Origin of the sequence: Lutimonas vermicola (genome assembly GCF_038433205.1) — a bacterium.
GTDB classification, from domain to species: Bacteria; Bacteroidota; Bacteroidia; order Flavobacteriales; family Flavobacteriaceae; genus Lutimonas; species Lutimonas vermicola.
Genome location: NZ_JBCDNA010000001.1, coordinates 620985 through 636604 on the forward strand (window position 1 = coordinate 620985; position 15620 = coordinate 636604).

The 15620-nt window shown below is 37.7% G+C and carries 15 protein-coding genes and 1 riboswitch; of the genes, 9 read left to right on the top strand and 6 right to left on the bottom strand.

The annotated features are described in order from the left end of the window. Nucleotides 1-105: 105 nt before the first annotated feature. Nucleotides 106-1116, bottom strand: coding sequence for a DUF3500 domain-containing protein (locus tag AABB81_RS02860; protein ID WP_342158461.1), 1011 nt, complete (start codon nucleotides 1114-1116; stop codon nucleotides 106-108). Nucleotides 1117-1602: 486 nt separating this feature from the next. Between AABB81_RS02860 and AABB81_RS02865 the strand changes: the two genes are divergently transcribed. The 4 genes from AABB81_RS02865 (at nucleotide 1603) to AABB81_RS02880 (ending at nucleotide 6906) form a co-directional block, all read left to right on the top strand. Beyond that, on the top strand, nucleotides 1603-3078 hold the full coding sequence (locus tag AABB81_RS02865) for an alpha/beta fold hydrolase (RefSeq protein WP_342158463.1): 1476 nt from the start codon (nucleotides 1603-1605) through the stop codon (nucleotides 3076-3078). A 714-nt stretch (nucleotides 3079-3792) separates the two neighbouring features. Further along, entirely contained in the window at nucleotides 3793-4503 is a 711-nt protein-coding gene (locus AABB81_RS02870) for a DUF6090 family protein (protein WP_342158465.1), read from the top strand. A gap of 675 nt (nucleotides 4504-5178) precedes the next feature. Further along, nucleotides 5179-5643 carry a cupin domain-containing protein gene (locus AABB81_RS02875; RefSeq protein ID WP_342158467.1) on the top strand — a complete coding sequence of 155 codons (465 nt, stop codon included), beginning with the start codon at nucleotides 5179-5181 and terminating at the stop codon, nucleotides 5641-5643. A gap of 537 nt (nucleotides 5644-6180) precedes the next feature. Beyond that, entirely contained in the window at nucleotides 6181-6906 is a 726-nt protein-coding gene (locus AABB81_RS02880; protein WP_342158468.1) for a DUF6090 family protein, read from the top strand. Between the two features lie 155 nt (nucleotides 6907-7061). Here AABB81_RS02880 and AABB81_RS02885 read toward each other — a convergent pair whose 3' ends face one another. Beyond that, a complete protein-coding gene (locus tag AABB81_RS02885) occupies nucleotides 7062-7265 on the bottom strand; it encodes a hypothetical protein (RefSeq protein ID WP_342158469.1) in 204 nt (67 codons plus the stop codon). A 139-nt stretch (nucleotides 7266-7404) separates the two neighbouring features. Here AABB81_RS02885 and AABB81_RS02890 point away from each other — a divergent pair, with 139 nt between their 5' ends. From AABB81_RS02890 to AABB81_RS02910, 5 genes are all read left to right on the top strand, one after another. Then, nucleotides 7405-8118, top strand: a complete 714-nt coding sequence (locus tag AABB81_RS02890; protein WP_342158471.1) for a DUF6090 family protein — start codon at nucleotides 7405-7407, stop codon at nucleotides 8116-8118. Between the two features lie 445 nt (nucleotides 8119-8563). Beyond that, nucleotides 8564-9238, top strand: a complete 675-nt coding sequence (locus tag AABB81_RS02895) for a DUF6090 family protein (RefSeq protein WP_342158473.1) — start codon at nucleotides 8564-8566, stop codon at nucleotides 9236-9238. A gap of 29 nt (nucleotides 9239-9267) precedes the next feature. Continuing rightward, a complete protein-coding gene (locus AABB81_RS02900) occupies nucleotides 9268-9966 on the top strand; it encodes a DUF6090 family protein (protein WP_342158475.1) in 699 nt (232 codons plus the stop codon). 421 nt (nucleotides 9967-10387) lie between these two features. Then, nucleotides 10388-11128 (top strand): DUF6090 family protein, encoded by a 741-nt coding sequence (locus AABB81_RS02905; RefSeq protein WP_342158476.1) that lies wholly within the window; start codon nucleotides 10388-10390, stop codon nucleotides 11126-11128. A gap of 800 nt (nucleotides 11129-11928) precedes the next feature. Then, nucleotides 11929-12528: a c-type cytochrome gene (locus AABB81_RS02910; protein WP_342158478.1), complete on the top strand. Its 600-nt coding sequence runs from the start codon at nucleotides 11929-11931 to the stop codon at nucleotides 12526-12528. Between the two features lie 476 nt (nucleotides 12529-13004). Here the strand turns inward: AABB81_RS02910 and AABB81_RS02915 are convergent, their stop codons facing one another. The 4 genes from AABB81_RS02915 to AABB81_RS02930 form a co-directional block, all read right to left on the bottom strand. Further along, complete coding sequence (locus tag AABB81_RS02915) at nucleotides 13005-13361, bottom strand: hypothetical protein (protein WP_342158480.1); 357 nt, start codon at nucleotides 13359-13361, stop codon at nucleotides 13005-13007. Nucleotides 13362-13420: 59 nt separating this feature from the next. Then, nucleotides 13421-13512, bottom strand: a riboswitch (SAM-I-IV-variant riboswitch). Nucleotides 13513-13856: 344 nt separating this feature from the next. After that, nucleotides 13857-14321, bottom strand: a complete 465-nt coding sequence (locus AABB81_RS02920) for a 5' nucleotidase, NT5C type (protein WP_342158482.1) — start codon at nucleotides 14319-14321, stop codon at nucleotides 13857-13859. Then, the gene (locus AABB81_RS02925) at nucleotides 14322-14615 is read right to left on the bottom strand and encodes a hypothetical protein (protein WP_342158484.1); all 294 of its coding nucleotides are present in this window, start codon (nucleotides 14613-14615) and stop codon (nucleotides 14322-14324) included. It lies immediately after the preceding gene. A 65-nt stretch (nucleotides 14616-14680) separates the two neighbouring features. Beyond that, entirely contained in the window at nucleotides 14681-15592 is a 912-nt protein-coding gene (locus AABB81_RS02930) for a helix-turn-helix transcriptional regulator (RefSeq protein ID WP_342158486.1), read from the bottom strand. Nucleotides 15593-15620 lie beyond the last annotated feature (28 nt).

Sequence of the window (15620 nt, forward strand, 5' to 3'; positions counted from 1 at the left end):
GGTTCGATTTGAAGCATTGTAGCATTGTAGCATTGCAGCATTGAAGCATTGAAGCATTGTAGCATTTGAATATCGAATGCTTCAATACTTAAATCACCTCTTTTACTAATGACTCTTATCCAGATAGTGCTCTTTGATAAGGTCTTTGCCAAAATCACCATCAAAATCGCGCCAAACGGTATGGATATGATTTGCGTTGCCCACGGTATTGTCAAACTCGATCAAAAAGGTTTGGCCCTGGATACGGTAATAATGCCCTTTTCCTAATTCTGTAGCGCCGGCCCAGCCGAAGCGGATCTCATCAAAGTCTTCTTTTTCTATCTGTTCCATTCGCTCCCTGGCAAGGGGCTCAGGCATGGTAGAGAGGTATTCATATACCAGTTTTTTTAAGTGTTCCTGCTGTACTTTGTTTAGTTCCCTCATGGCTATTCCAACCGGCATTAACGGGCCTACTTCGGTAGAATTGGAAGTCACGATTTCAAAATAGGACCGGGTACTGAAAATCGTTTTTACTCTTTGTTCCGAACTCATCGAATTGATGAGTTCGATCCCCATATCATCTTCCGCAGCAAGCGTTCGTTGGCCCTTTCGGCTTCCTGAAGGTATAACGGCCGGATTTGCCCCTAAGAAACGCGGTGTCATGCTCACCTCATTGCCTGATATCGTAAAATTAAGTGACAGGTGATGGCCCTCGAATGACCAGGCCCATAGTTTATCTTGAAGAGGATCGCCGTAAATGGCCACAAAATACTTTTCCGGATCCCTCATTTTTTTATCCTGCCCCATTTCAGCCAACACATTTTCAAGGTCAATAATGCCCATGACCTTTTTAAAACCAGCATCACTCAGGTGTTGTTTTAACATGGTAAAAGCATGCTCTTTCTGCTTTTGATTGAGCTCTTTGAGCATGATCCCGGCTCGCGGCCACATGCTTCCCGGCAAAAAGTGCCATATATCCCTTGACAGGTCATCAAAAGGAAGTTGAACTTTTTTGACTTGTTCTGTATCGAGTGATTTGAGAAAATCTTCTACCGGTGACTTTTTAATGTGATTAAAAGCTGTTGCCACAATTACCAATACGGTTATCATGGCGAGGGTTTCTTTTTTTATTTTCATGTACTATTATTAATTATATAAATACCTATGATGCCTCAAATTACTACAAAATATTAGATTATGAGGTGATCCTGGATGAAAGTGGTGTTTTTGTTTCCAAACAGGGGTGGTTTTTTATCTAAAGGTTTATTCATTTATGATTATGGGCATATTAATTATTGCAGCATTTGAATATCGAATGTCGAACTCTGAATATCGAAGTGGAGTTTTGATTGGACCTGCCCGCCGCAGGTAGGGATCGGAGATTGTTTATTTTTGAAGTATTAACTACGCTGAATCCCTGACTGCCGGCTGTCTGGTTAGATTTCTCGCATCTGGGAATGAATAAGGGCTTTCCTTTTTATCGTAATATCATTCTTTATCCATAAAATCCAGTGTTTTTTTGAAACCTTATCTCCTCTAAAGACGTCATAAAGGATCATTGCAGGATATGTGTTTATTACCAAAACTTTCTGCATGTATTACTGTCATTAAAAACCAAATATCATGAAAAAGTATTTATTGATTCTGGCTTTTGCAATTGCTTTTATGGCGAATGGTCAGGAGATTCGTAAAACAGGACAGTTTACAAAAGAAACGAGTCCCTTTGAGGTAACCAAAAAGCTTGAAAGTATGGGAAAATTTATTTTCGGCCGTATGAAGGTGCCTGAAAGAGCTGAAGTTCCTGAAGGTAAAACGGTTGACCTTGCCATTGGAATATTTAAGAGTCGGAATGCCCCCGCAAAGGATCCGTTGGTGCTTTGTGCAGGAGGCCCTGGACTTTCTTATCTCGACGATTTTGTACCCGGGTTTGCCGGTGAACTTGGCGATCTTTTTCTCGAGGATCGCGACGTAGTGATCGTGGAATCACGTGGCTTAAAATATTCTGATCCTTTCCTTATCATTCCTGATATAAAGGCCTTGCAACTCTCTCTTTTAGACAAAAATATTTCGGCAGATGAGACCATTGACCTGTATCTGGATATTTTAAAAAAAGCGTATGATCGTTTTACTGTTCAGGGGATCGATCTTTCTGCGGTCAATTCTAAAGAGATCGCCAATGAGATCGCTTATGTAATGACCCAATTGGGATATGATAAATTCGCGATGTTTGGAAGTTCCTATGGTTCTGAAGTAGTTCAGAACATGTTGATGTATCATCCAAAACGCGTGTCGAGTGCAGTGCTCAATGGAGTTGTTGATATCTACCGTTCTGGTTACGATATGCATTCCGGAATGGTTGAGGCCCTGGAGGAAGCTTTCAGTGCAGTGGACAATAGTCCGGTGCTTACCGCCGCCTATCCTGACCTCAAAGAAAGGTTTCTTAACAAGGTATCGGAACTCAATGTGAGGCCGGATACATTAAATTTGATGTATGGGCCAACGGGTGAGGAATATAAGGTCTTGCTCAATGGTGACAGGATAGCGCTTTGGCTGTTTTACCAGATGTACTTCAATACCCAATTGCCGAAATCACTTGACAGGATAAGCCGGGGTGACTATACCGAGATCATCAGCAATCCGGGCCTGATCTTTCCTATACCTGAATTCAGCACGGGTTTGTCTCTTAGCGTTTTTCTATCAGGAACCTATGATGTTAAGCCAGAGCATATAATGGAGGGCTCAGAATACGAAGAGCTGATCAAGGGTGCAAGCTTGTCAACATTCGGGCCTTATTTTTATAAAGAGGCCATAAAAGTATGGCCGGTGCAGCAAAGAAGTTCACCACAGAAATTTTACAGCCAGGCACCCTTGCTCTTACTCGGTGGGAAATTTGACCATTTGTGTAAACCTTCGTACGCCACTCAGTTAGCCGAGGAGCAGGGCAACGCCACTTTGTTCCTGTTTGATGATGTGGTGCATTCACCTGTCGACAAAGGGCCTTGTGCCATAATGATGATGAAAGAGTTCTACGACGATCCGTCAAAAGTTCCGGATAATTCGTGTATGCAGGCTTTTAGCCACGAGTATCAGGTCCCTTAATTAATTTTATACAAACCCGGATGATACGTCATCCGGGTTGTTTGTTTTTAACCTTATAAGGATTACTGTTCTTGAATTGCCCATCGCCTTTGGGGTTCCATAATGCTGCCTTCAAATAAAGGTCAACCGGACCTTATCATTTTAATGCTGTAATATTAATACATGAATGAATGCTTGAAATCGCAGATTCAGTGGAACTAATGCGAGGTTTTGTTCTACGTTTTTGATTTGAAAGAGGAATTCGTAAAATATTCTTCTTTACTCTTTTGTCTTGAAACAAAAGAGCCAAAAATTCAAGACTCCCATTCTTTAGTTAAATTACTAATCCTCGCAGCCATCCATTGCGAACTCGTCCTATCGTCCTCAAACAGCGCAATTCCAAAATGTCTGCTTGCGGTTGTAATTTTAAACTAAAATCATGGAGGTCAACCTCAATTTGAAATTCGAAATTCAAAGTTCCTTGTTCGAAATTCAATATTCAAAACCACTTCTTAAATCTGAAATCTGAAATCTCCAATCTTAAATCAACATTCTTCAATCTTCTATCAAGAGCCAAATCGACATTCAGAGTTCCCTGTTCGAAATTCGATATTCAAAACCACTTCTTAAATCTCAAATCTCCAATCTCCAATCTCCAGTCATGTAAAAGTTCCTTATATTTAACATTCAACTAACGACTAAATGATAAATTTTTTTAGACGAATCAGAAAAAAAATGGCAGATGATAATAAACCAATGAAATATGCCAGATATGCCATTGGTGAAATAGTACTTGTGGTGATCGGGATATTGATTGCCTTGCAGATCAATACCTGGAATGAGGAGCGGAAGACAAAAATCATTGAAATTAAGACCTTAAAAGAAATTCGTGCTAATCTGAAGCTGGATTTAGTTGAAATCAACAGTGATATTGCCATTATGGACTCTATCAGCAATGACGGGGAAGCAGTTATCGATTATTTAAAAACCCGTAACGAACCTTCTACTTCCTTTAAGTACGATGTTCAGGTATCAAGAGTAAACCCTCATTTTGACCCAAACCGGGGAGGTTATTCTCTTTTAAATTCAAAAGGCATTGATATCATTTCAAATGACAGTTTGCGAGGATCGATTTCAAAATTGTATGAATCAAGTTATCCCTATTATGCCAAGTATGAAAATGAACGTATTTTGAAGTTAAATATGATTATACTCCCTAAATATGTCGACTATTTTTCGTTTCAAATGACAGGAAAGAATTTCTTTAAATCAATAGCAGAAATATCACAAAAAGACTTTTTAGAATTAAAAAATGATGCCTCGTTTATGCATGTTTTAAACCTGGCCATCAATGAAAATAAAATGGTTCAAGACCGAGCCCAAAGAACCGCAGGTTATATCAATGATCTTATAAATCAGATCGATGAGGAATTGGGAGATGATTAGGGTTTTGTTCTAGTTTTATTTTTGAAATGAGAATTTGTGAAATATTCTTCTTTACTCTTTTACTCATCCATTTTCTATTTGTATTAAGGAATTCGTGAATTCGCTGTCGCTTCATTTGTATTGAAACAAAAGAGCCAAAAATTCAAGACTCCCATTCTTTAGTTAAATTACTAATCCTCGCAGCCATCCATTGCGAACTCGTCCTATCGTCCTCAAACAGCGCAATTCCAAAATGCCTGCTTGCGGTTGTAATTTTAAACTAAAATCATGGAGGTCAACCCCACTTCGACATTCAGAGTTCCCTGTTCGACATTCGATATTCAAAGGCATAATTCTGCAATGGCTTCAAAAATTCTTTACGCGCTTTTCAAACTACACTGACGTAAAAGCTTCGATCTAATCAACAATTTCGTAGGCGAGTTCACTTCTTAAATCTGAAATCTGAAATCTCCAATCTGAAATCTGAAATCTCCAATCTTAAATCTCAAATCAAAATCCCACTTCGACATTCAAAATTCCCTGTTCGACATTCGATATTCAACTACTTCCATGCCTGCATGCTGCCTCGATAAGTATTTAACCTTATTCATCTGGGATTTCATACCATTCGTCCTTGTTGGTTTTTAAAACTATCGTCATAAGCGTACATTTGATCAAAAATAAAATCTATCCAAAATGAAACTAACCAAACTTTTATGTATGACACTTGTATTGTTCTTTGCAATCACAAGCGTAAGTTGCGAACAAAAACCTAAAGAGGCGCCGGCTCCACCTGAAGCCCCTGCTGCTCCGGAAGCAACGGAAGCTTCAGAACCCTATGCAGTTGATGAGGCGATGAACCCATTGAATGTTTACAGGGACAAGACCAAAGTATTCGCTGACTCCTTAAATGTACAGATGTATGAATTAATTTTAGAGCCGGGGGATTCATTAGGCCTTCACTCGCATCTTGATCATACCATTTATGTGCTTGAAGGAGGAACCGGAACCATATGGGTTGGCGGAGAAGAGAAACGTGAAGTTAGCTTTGTTGCGGGTCAGGGATGGCTTAGCGGACCGCTTACAGATGCCGCCAAGAATACGGGCGATACCAGAATAAGGGTTCTTATTACAGAGGTCTTCAGGCCTAGAATGCAGTAAATTTGCTTTAATAATTTAATGGCATAAGTTGTAACAAAATTGCAGCTTATGCCTTTTTTTTTATATTAAAACCGCGAATCTTCTATTGTAAGGTTGATTTTGATTCTCTGCAGGTAAGCTAATGCTTCAAAAATCTTAAATCAACAATCTCTGCATGCCAGTCCAATCTTCAATCAATATTTCTTTACTCTTTTGTCTTGAAACAAAAGAGCCAAAAATTCAAGACTCCCATTCTTTAGTTAAATTACTAATCCTCGCAGCCATCCATTGCGAACTCGTCCTATCGTCCTCAAACAGCGCAATTCCAAAATGCCTGCTTGCGGTTGTAATTTTAAACTAAAATCATGGAGGTCAACCCTCAATTCGACAGCATTTTATACATCAGCTATCTTTACGAAGGGAAATCGAACCTGCCACAACGCTTACATAAAACATTGAAGCATTGTAGCATTGTAGCATTACATAAATATCTTTCCTTATATTTATCACCCAACGAACAACCAAATGATTCCCGTATTTAGAAAACTCCGTAAAAAAATGGCTGATGATAACAAACCTATGAAATATGCCCGCTATGCGATTGGTGAAATTGTACTTGTTGTAATCGGGATATTGATTGCCTTGCAGATCAATACCTGGAATCAATCAAGACTTCAAGTGAAAAAGGAGATAGAAATCCTTAAATCCTTTCATAGTCAGTTCCAGGATGATCTGGCTGAGTTTGAACAAAGCCTCTCCTTTTATAGAGGGGCAAAAAATTCGATTGAGATTATCCTTGATCATATTGAAAATGATTTGCCCTACCATGATTCTCTAAAAAACCATTTCTTTAAATCGACTCGGTTTTATGGTGATTCAGATTTAGACAACAATATTTTTGAAACCTTAAAATCTATTGGTGTAGACCTGATCTCTAATACAGATATCAGAAAAAGAATCGTTCAGTTATATGAAGATGATGATGAATGGATAAATAATTTTGAAAAAGCTTACCGGGATTTTTTGTTTAACGCAAGTGAAAACATATTTAATACTCGATTTAGAGATTTCTGGAATGGAGATTATAGGGATTTAACCTTCCAGGGAGAAATGATTCCTTTGGATTATGAACGATTAAAAACAGATCAGGAATATTTGTATTTCATCAGAACCCAAAAACATCATATCGGATGGTTGATAGAAAAACCTATAGAATCGTCTAAATCAAAAGTATTGGCTTTATCAGAAGATTTGGAGAAAGAAATAGAAAGATTGGGGAAATGAATTGATTTGTTGATGTAGAAAAATCCGCAAAATATTCTTTTTTGTCCTTTTACTCATCCATTTTCTATTTGTATTAAGGAATTCGTGAATTCGCTGTCGCTTCATTTGCCTTGATGCAAAAGAACGAAACCGAAGAATGAGGTTCACGAACACCTTTAAAAATAATAATGAATAGTGAGTAAAAGATCAAGGCTGATTTTGTTTTTCTGTGCATCTCTCTGATAATTTTTACTCCACCATAGCCCAAGCCGCTTCGCTTCCGGAGCTATTGCTTCTCCCCTTCTAAAATTATCAGGATGCAAGACGAAAAACAAAATAGGCTGTTTCCATCCAATGAACAATTTCGTTGGGGAGTTCACTTCTTAAATCTGAAATCTGAAATCTCCAATCCCTGCCTGCCGGCAGGCAGGTCAAATCTCAAATCATTTAAAAGTTTCTTATATTTATCACCCAACGAACAACCAAATGATTCCCGTATTTAGAAAAATCAGAAAAAAAATGGCAGATGATAACAAGCCCTGGAAATATGTGAGATACGCTATTGGTGAAATAGTACTTGTTGTAATCGGGATACTCATTGCTCTTCAGGTTAATAATTGGAATGAAAAAAGAAAATTCGATAAGGAAGGAATTGAAATAAAGCAAGAATTATATGACGAATTTTCAGATAACAGAGTCGTTCTTGCAGAGAGGATCAAATCACTGGAATCTGCCAATGAACATATAGAAGCTTTATTCTATTATATGGACAGCCCCATTGAAATTGTGCAAACAGTTAATATGGACAGTATCATTGGATTCTCTTTAAAATACGGAAACTTTAACCCGTCAAATAGTACTATTCAAGAATTAATCGGTTCGGGAAGGCTAAATTTAATTTCTAACAAATCACTTAAAAAGAACCTTTATCAATGGTTACAATTGTTAAAGGATGCTGATGAAGATTTTAAAAATCAGGATCAGCAAGCGTCAACGTTGCTCATTCCCTATTTATACAAAAGGGTTTCTATGAGAAACATAAATCATTATGGCGGGATTCGCACGGATCAAAAATCAACACTTTTTACCGGTGACTATGATGTCATATTTAACGACCTTGAATTTGAAAATTTATACGAGGGTAAATTATTTTGGAACCGCACGCTGTTAAATCATTACAAGAATTTAGATACTTTGGCGAGTGAGATTATGAAGCAGTCGAATGGGTTGTAAATGGTTCTTGTATTTAGAAAAATTCGTGAAATATTCTTCTTTACTCTTTTGTCTTGATAACATTCTTTTGCTCATTTTTTTACTCATCCCCATACTATTGGTTCAAGTATTCGTGATGTGCTTCGCACCATTCACTCCCGCAACTGCATGCATGTTCTCCCTTTCAGGTCGAACGCACTTCCGTTGCTTCGCTCATTATTGCTGGCGTGCAGTGCCCCTATTTAATCAACAATTTCGTTGGGGAGTTCACTTCTTAAATCTGAAATCTGAAATCTCCAATCTTCAATCAAAACCCTAATCGACATTCAAAGTTCCCTGTTCGACATTCGATATTCAATTTTAAAAATGCTCAAATGCGCAAATGCATTAGATCATAATCTTTCCTTATATTTATCACGCAACGAAGAACCCAATGATTCCCATATATAGAAAAATCCGTAAAAAAATGGCAGATGATAACAAGCCCTGGAAATATGCACGCTATGCTATTGGTGAAATCGTACTTGTTGTGATCGGGATTTTGATTGCCTTGCAGATCAATACATGGAATGAAGAGCGGAAAAACAAAAAATGGGAACAACAATTCCTTAACGATCTGAGAAATGAACTTCAAAATGACCGTCAGCAATTAACCGAAGTAGTTGAATTTCAAAAAACAAAAAAAGAAGCATCTGCTGAGATCATGGAAATTCTAAAGGTTCCAAACCCTTCAAAAAAACCATTGATCGATTCCCTTTTCCATTATATCATCTCAGGAAACCGGACTTTCTTTCCTACCTCAGGAGTATATGATTCTGGTCTTTCTGCGGGGAAAATTGAAAACCTTCAAAATGATGACTTGAAATACATGATTATGAATTTGTATAATCATTATTATAAAAGATTGGTCTACAATGGTGAAATCTATGATCAAAGAGTGGAGAAAATAGCATGGGAGCGAAAAGAGTATTTTGACAAGAATGCGCAAAAAATCCGTTCCTGGGATCAGATAACTTCATTGAAATTCTATACTCACATTGAATTTCTTGATACAGAAACCGGCGTTTATGTGACCTTAGCTGATTCGAATCTGCAAGAAATCAACAATATTATAGCGCTAATCAACAATGAAATACAATGATTCCATTCTTCAGAAAAATCAGAAAAAAAATGGCAGATGATAACAGGCCCTGGAAATATGCAAGATACGCTATTGGTGAAATCGTACTTGTGGTAATAGGGATCTTGATTGCCTTGCAGATCAATACCTGGAAAGAAGAACAGAAAGCTAAAAGGGTAGAATTCGTCATGCTTACCGAGTTAAAAAAAAATATTGAAGCAGATATACAGGAAATGGATAGTACTTTAATAAGTGTCAATCATCGCATCAGATCTTCTAAAATTATTTTAAAAAGTTTCTCAAACGATAACAGCTATCACGACTCTCTCAATTCTCATTTTGGATGGACTATGGTATATGACAACATGTACTTTCATACAGGTGCCTATGAATCTTTAAAATCTTCCGGAAGTCAATTAATTAATGATGAATCCTTACGATTTGAGATCAGTAATTATTACGATTATTCTATTAATCGCTTGAAATATAGTTTAAGGGAGATCAGGGATGATTTTTATAATTATATGCTCGGTTATTTACGAAAGGAATTTACATTTTTTACCAATTCTGGTCCAACAGCTCATCCACGAGATTTTGAAGCCTTAAAAGAAAATGAAACCTTCGGTTTATCATTGGGTATTTATTTAGATGTTCAGGTTCAACTTAGAGATAACCTTAAAAGAACACTAAAACCGTCAAGGGAATTATTGGAAAAGATTGATGCAAGGATTGAAAGAATAGATTCTTAATATGATCTTTTTCTTTAGAACAATTCGTAAGATATTATATTCTGTTCCTTTTTTGCTCCTCCAAAAAAGAACCAAAAAAGGAGGTTGCTTTTACGAGGTGTTTTTTAGTCTTTTCTATCGAACGCCTAAAAACCGTTTAAAAAGCGCTAAATTTTTTCCAAGGCTTCAAAAATTCTTAACGCGCTTTTTAACATACACTGACGTAAAAGCCTCAGTCAAATTAATAATTTTGGTTTGGCAGAAAAATTCGAAATTCAGAGTTCGACATTCGACATTCGATATTCAATTTTAAAAATGCCACAACGCTTACATAAAACATTGAAGCATTGAAGCATTGTAGCATTACATAAATATCTTTCCTTATATTTATCACGCAACCAACAAATCAATGATTCCATTCTTCAGAAAAATCAGAAAAAAAATGGCAGATGATAATAAGCCTTTGAAATATGCCCGCTATGCGATTGGTGAAATCGTACTTGTGGTGATTGGCATATTGATTGCCTTGCAGATCAATACCTGGAACAATGACCGGATAGAAAAGCGCCAGGAACAATCTGTGCTAAAGGGCCTGCATAAGACTTTTTCAAATAATCTTGAAAATCTCAACTTTGTCATGGCTACTTCCCAGGTAGCTTTTGATTCAAGTAAAAAGTTATTGTCTTTGATCGGGCCCAATGCTTCAGGCTATACGAATGCTGAATTGGATAGTTTGATCGGCAATATGATCAATTACAGCACCTATGACCCGTCTACGGGTACATTGGATGAAATTATCAATTCAGGTAAACTCGACATCATTCAAAACCAGGAATTAAAAGCGAATATCTCAGACTGGTCGGGTATGCTGAACGATGCCAAAAAAGATATTAAAATTGCCAATGACCATAGCTTTAATGTGCTTGTGATCTATTTAAATGACAAGATCAACCTTAAAAATGTGCCCGTTCCCAAAAGGATCAGCGAAAAGACCCGGTTGAACATTACAGAAACCTCCCTTTTTCCAACCAATTATGAGGTTTTTATGAGGTCCAAGGAATTTGAAAACCTGGTTGATTTTCATGCATTGAATATCATCTATTTAATGAGTGAATATATAAATATCAAGGAATATCTAGAGCTTAATTTGCTGTTGCTGGAGGGGGAGATTCAGGGGAGTTAATGGGGTGATATATTGTTTTTTTTGTTTTTAAAGAAATGTTCGTGAAATATTCTTCTTTACTCTTTTGTCTTGAAACAAATGAAGCGATAGCGAATTCACGAATTCCTTAATACAAATAGAAAATGGATGAGTAAAAGAGCCAAAAATTCAAGGCTGATTTTGATTTTCTGTGCATCTCTCTGATAATTTTTACTCCACCATAGCCCAAGCCGCTGCGCTTTGAGGGCTATTGCTTCTCCCCTGCCAAAATTATCAGGATGCAAGACGAAAAACAAAATAGGCCGTTTACGATTTAATCATTGATTTGAGTTTAAGACAAAAACTTCAAAATTCAGAGTTCCTTGTTCGACATTCGATATTCAATGCTACAATGATGCAATGCTACAATGCTTGAAATCGAACCTGCCTGACGGCGGACAGTGATTCAGCGGAGCTAATGCATGAATACTTCTTAAATCTCAAATCTCCAATCTTAAATCTCAAATCATTTAAAAGTTCCTTGTTCGACATTCGATATTCAAAAACCACTTCTTAAATCTCAAATCTCCAATCTGAAATCTGAAATCCTGTTCGACCTGCCACGCCGGTAGGAGTGGTATTCAAAAGCACTTCTGAAATCTCAAATCAAAACTCTCCAATCTGAAATCTCAAATCAAAACCCAACTCCCCCCTCCCTGTTTGATTCGGTAAAAAATAAGCAGGCTTGGGACAATTATCCGGCCTTTTCGTCCTATTCTATGCATGACTCCCTCCTATTTATGCTAAATTAGAGCTTATCAAAACTATTTAAATTCATCAATATGAAAGCTAAAACTCACCTGTTTACTATGGCTCTTGTCGCCTTTTTACCCTTATTGATTTTATCCTGTAAAAAGGAGCCTTCAACTGCTCCTGAAGTAGTTGCTGAAAGTCCTGAGCCCTCTGAAGAAGATGTCATTGCTCATGGAGAATATCTTGTGGGTATCATGGGATGTCATGACTGTCATTCACCAAAAAGGATGGGAGAAATGGGTCCGGAGATCATTCCCGAACTCATGTTGTCTGGTTATCCTTCAGACAGGCCCGTTGTAAAATTTGACAATGAATTGATCAAACAAGGTTTCCCTATGCTATATCCTGATCTTACCGGTGCCGCCGGACCCTGGGGAGTGTCTTTTGCGGGTAATTTGACCCCGCATGAAACTGGGATCGGAAACTGGACCGAAGCGCAATTTAAAAGAGCGCTGACCCAAGGAAAATCGAAAGGTATGGAAAATGGCCGTATGCTGTTACCGCCAATGCCATGGCCAGGTTTTTCCATTTTAAAGGATGAAGACGTTCATGCCATATATACTTATTTAAAAAGCATAAACCCGGTTGAAAATGTGGTTCCTGCGCCTGTGAGTCCGGAGAATATGTGAAATAATATGTTTTATTCATTTTTTTTGCTCCTCCAAAAAAAACGAACCAAAAAAAAGGAGGTAGCTTTTACGAGGTGTTTTTTAGGCTTTTCTATCGAACGCCTAAAAACCGTTTAAAAAGCGCTAAATTTTTTCCAAGGCTTCAAAAATTTATAACGCGCTTTTTAACATACACTGACGTAAAAGCCTCAGTCAAATTAATAATTTTGGTTTGGCAGAACAATTCGAAATTCAATATTCCCTGTTCGATATTCAAAAACCCACTTCTTATATCTCAAATCTTCAATCTTAAATCTCAAATCATTTAAAAGTTCCCTGTTCGACCTGCCACGCCGACAGGAGTGGAATTCGACATTCAAAAACCACTTCTTAAATCTTAAATCTGAAATCTCCAATCTCAAATCAACATTCTCCAATCTGAAATCAAAACCCCACTTCAACCTGCCACGCCAACAGGAATGGTATTAAATCTCAAATCAACAAATCCTCTCCACCCTATACCCCTTGGGTTCATTCTTATCAGGAATGATGTTCCATAACCCGTTATTCGGATTGATGTCTGGCGGATCTGTAATGGTTTTGATGACTTTTCCTTCGAGTTTGATCTTAGATTTGATTGACATACTTCCCTTATCCCCTATTTCAGAATAGTCAAACTCCCTTTTATCCAATTGTTTATGGAGCGCTCCAAGATAACTTGCTCTGGCGGTTCCCCAGCCACAGTTTCCTGCTTCTGCATTAAAAGCTTCAATGATTTCCTGATCGGTTTTTTGATCGAATTGCTCCATGTACTTTTCATACAATTGGATGGGTAATGGTTTTTCGTTTTTCATGATATAAAGTTTTAATCATTAGACTTATATCATTAGGAGCACAAAAAGCAATTGGAATGTTTTGGTAACATTTTTCCTTTGTTAAGGCTCATTGTAAAAGCACCGTGGTGTTACACTCGGTTGCTGTCTGTTAGGACTCTTAATGATGGGGTAAAGATAGTTTGTTTTTTCTTTTTAGAAATATGTATAATTTATTTTGTTTTTAGTCGATTGGGAAATTCGTAAGATATTCTTCTCTGTCCTTTTGCCTTGATGCAAAAGAACGAAAAGATCAAGGCTGATTTTGTTTTTCTGTGCATCTCTCTGATAATTTTTACTCCGCCATAGCCCAAGCCGCTGCGCTTTGAGAGCTATTGCTTCGTCCTTGCTAAAATTATCAGGATGCAAGACGAAAAACAAAATAGGCCAATTCGATCCAATCAATAATTCCGTTGAGGAGTTCACTTCTTATATCTCAAATCTCCAATCCCTGCCTGCCGGCAGGCAGGTTAAATCTTAAATCAACTTAATCCCTTCTTTTCTTACCAGATAGTCCACAACTTCTTTCCAGGATTTAAAGTTGCCGTCTTCTCCAAAATGGATATGTTCTCCTTCAAATTGATCAACTCCTCTTTTGGTTCTGTCATCGATGATATAATCGCCTTTATTTAAGTTCTTGTGATGAGAAAGGATCAATTTCTTATAAGCGATTTCAGGTAAATGCTCTTTGATCCATACTAATTTATCTCTCCATGCTGAGGGGTTTTCCCAGGGAGCCGTTGACAGAATATACAGGTCAAAATGCTGATGCAAAAAGGTTACAGCCTCAATGGCGCCTGGCATAGGGTCCATTAGTGAAAATATACCCGGGATTTCATCTTTGTCTTTTTCAAATTGCTTTAACAGCGCCGGATCCACTCTAGTCAAGGCAGAACGAAAGTCAACCAGGACATTGTCCATATCGATATATAGTATCTTCATTTAAGTGTATTTACATATTTCATTTGCGTATTCTTCGGCAAAATCACGAGGAGAAAAAGTCTTGCCGTCTGGTGGTTCGTTAGGAAAAATAACTGGCTCTTCACCGTACATCATATAACTTCCCATAAGATCATCTACCTTTGATCCGAATCTGCATTCGCCTGAAAGAAATTCTCTGATGATTTTTTTTGCCTCATTCACAGCTTCTTCATAGGTGTCATAACTGCCATGTTTATAGGCTGAAGATTCGTCCCAATGATGGTTGTTGTCAAATACTTTTACGTAGAATTTCATAGATCTTTTATTTAACTCCTATAATATAACATGTATAACCGCCATTCCATGTCGTTGTTCGATCTTTATTCGTTGTATTTTCTCAACGCACTATGTAATATGCGCTTAATTTTAGTCACCAGCCATTCAGGTTCTAAAACCGTTACAAGGCTCCCGTGCATCAATATATTTTGAATCAGTTCAAAATTGGGTTTGACTTTGATTTCAATCCTCACTTCTTCTTTGTTGTCAAGGAGTATTTTTTGTGAGCGGTGTAATTTTAGAGACTTGATATATTTGCCTTGCTGTGGATCAAAGGACAGTATCACCGGCTGCAGTTCTTTATCACTGATCTCTACCCCTATCACCTGCTCAAAGATTTTATGCGGGTCTTTATTGGGATCGCGTACAAAGGTTTCGGTCGTGATGTTTAAATTCTTGATGCGGTCGATGCCGAATTTCCAAAAGTCATCTTCACCGTGGGCTATGCCCACCACATACCACCTGTTGAGTGATTCCCTGAGCCCGTAAGGCTTGATGCTGTACCGGGTAATATCCCCGGTCTGGTAACTCAAATGATCAAAAGTGATCACGCTTTGATCCCTGATGGCCTGAAGTACCGGTTTCAGGATATGTATCCCTCTCAGGTTTCCGATACTGTCGAACGAAATATGGCGCAGGTTGTTCTTTCCTTCTTCCAGGTTGTTGACCAAAAGATCAGCCGTGTTGACGATCTCCAAAAAGTGCACAAATGATTCGATGTCTTCCAAAAGGCTTTCTTCATAATCAATATAATAGCCATTGTGTTTGCGGTCATAGGGTATCTCGATCAGGAATTCATTGCGAATAGTCTGCAAGTCGCGTTGCAGGGTTCTTTTGGTGATCCTGATATCGTGCTGGTCAAGCGTTTCGTTGATTTCTTCAAATGACGTAAAGGCTTTGCTTTTTAACTTTTCAATGATAAACTGATAACGTCTGAACTGCAGGTATTTTGACATGGTAAGTGATTGAATTTTAAAGTTAATC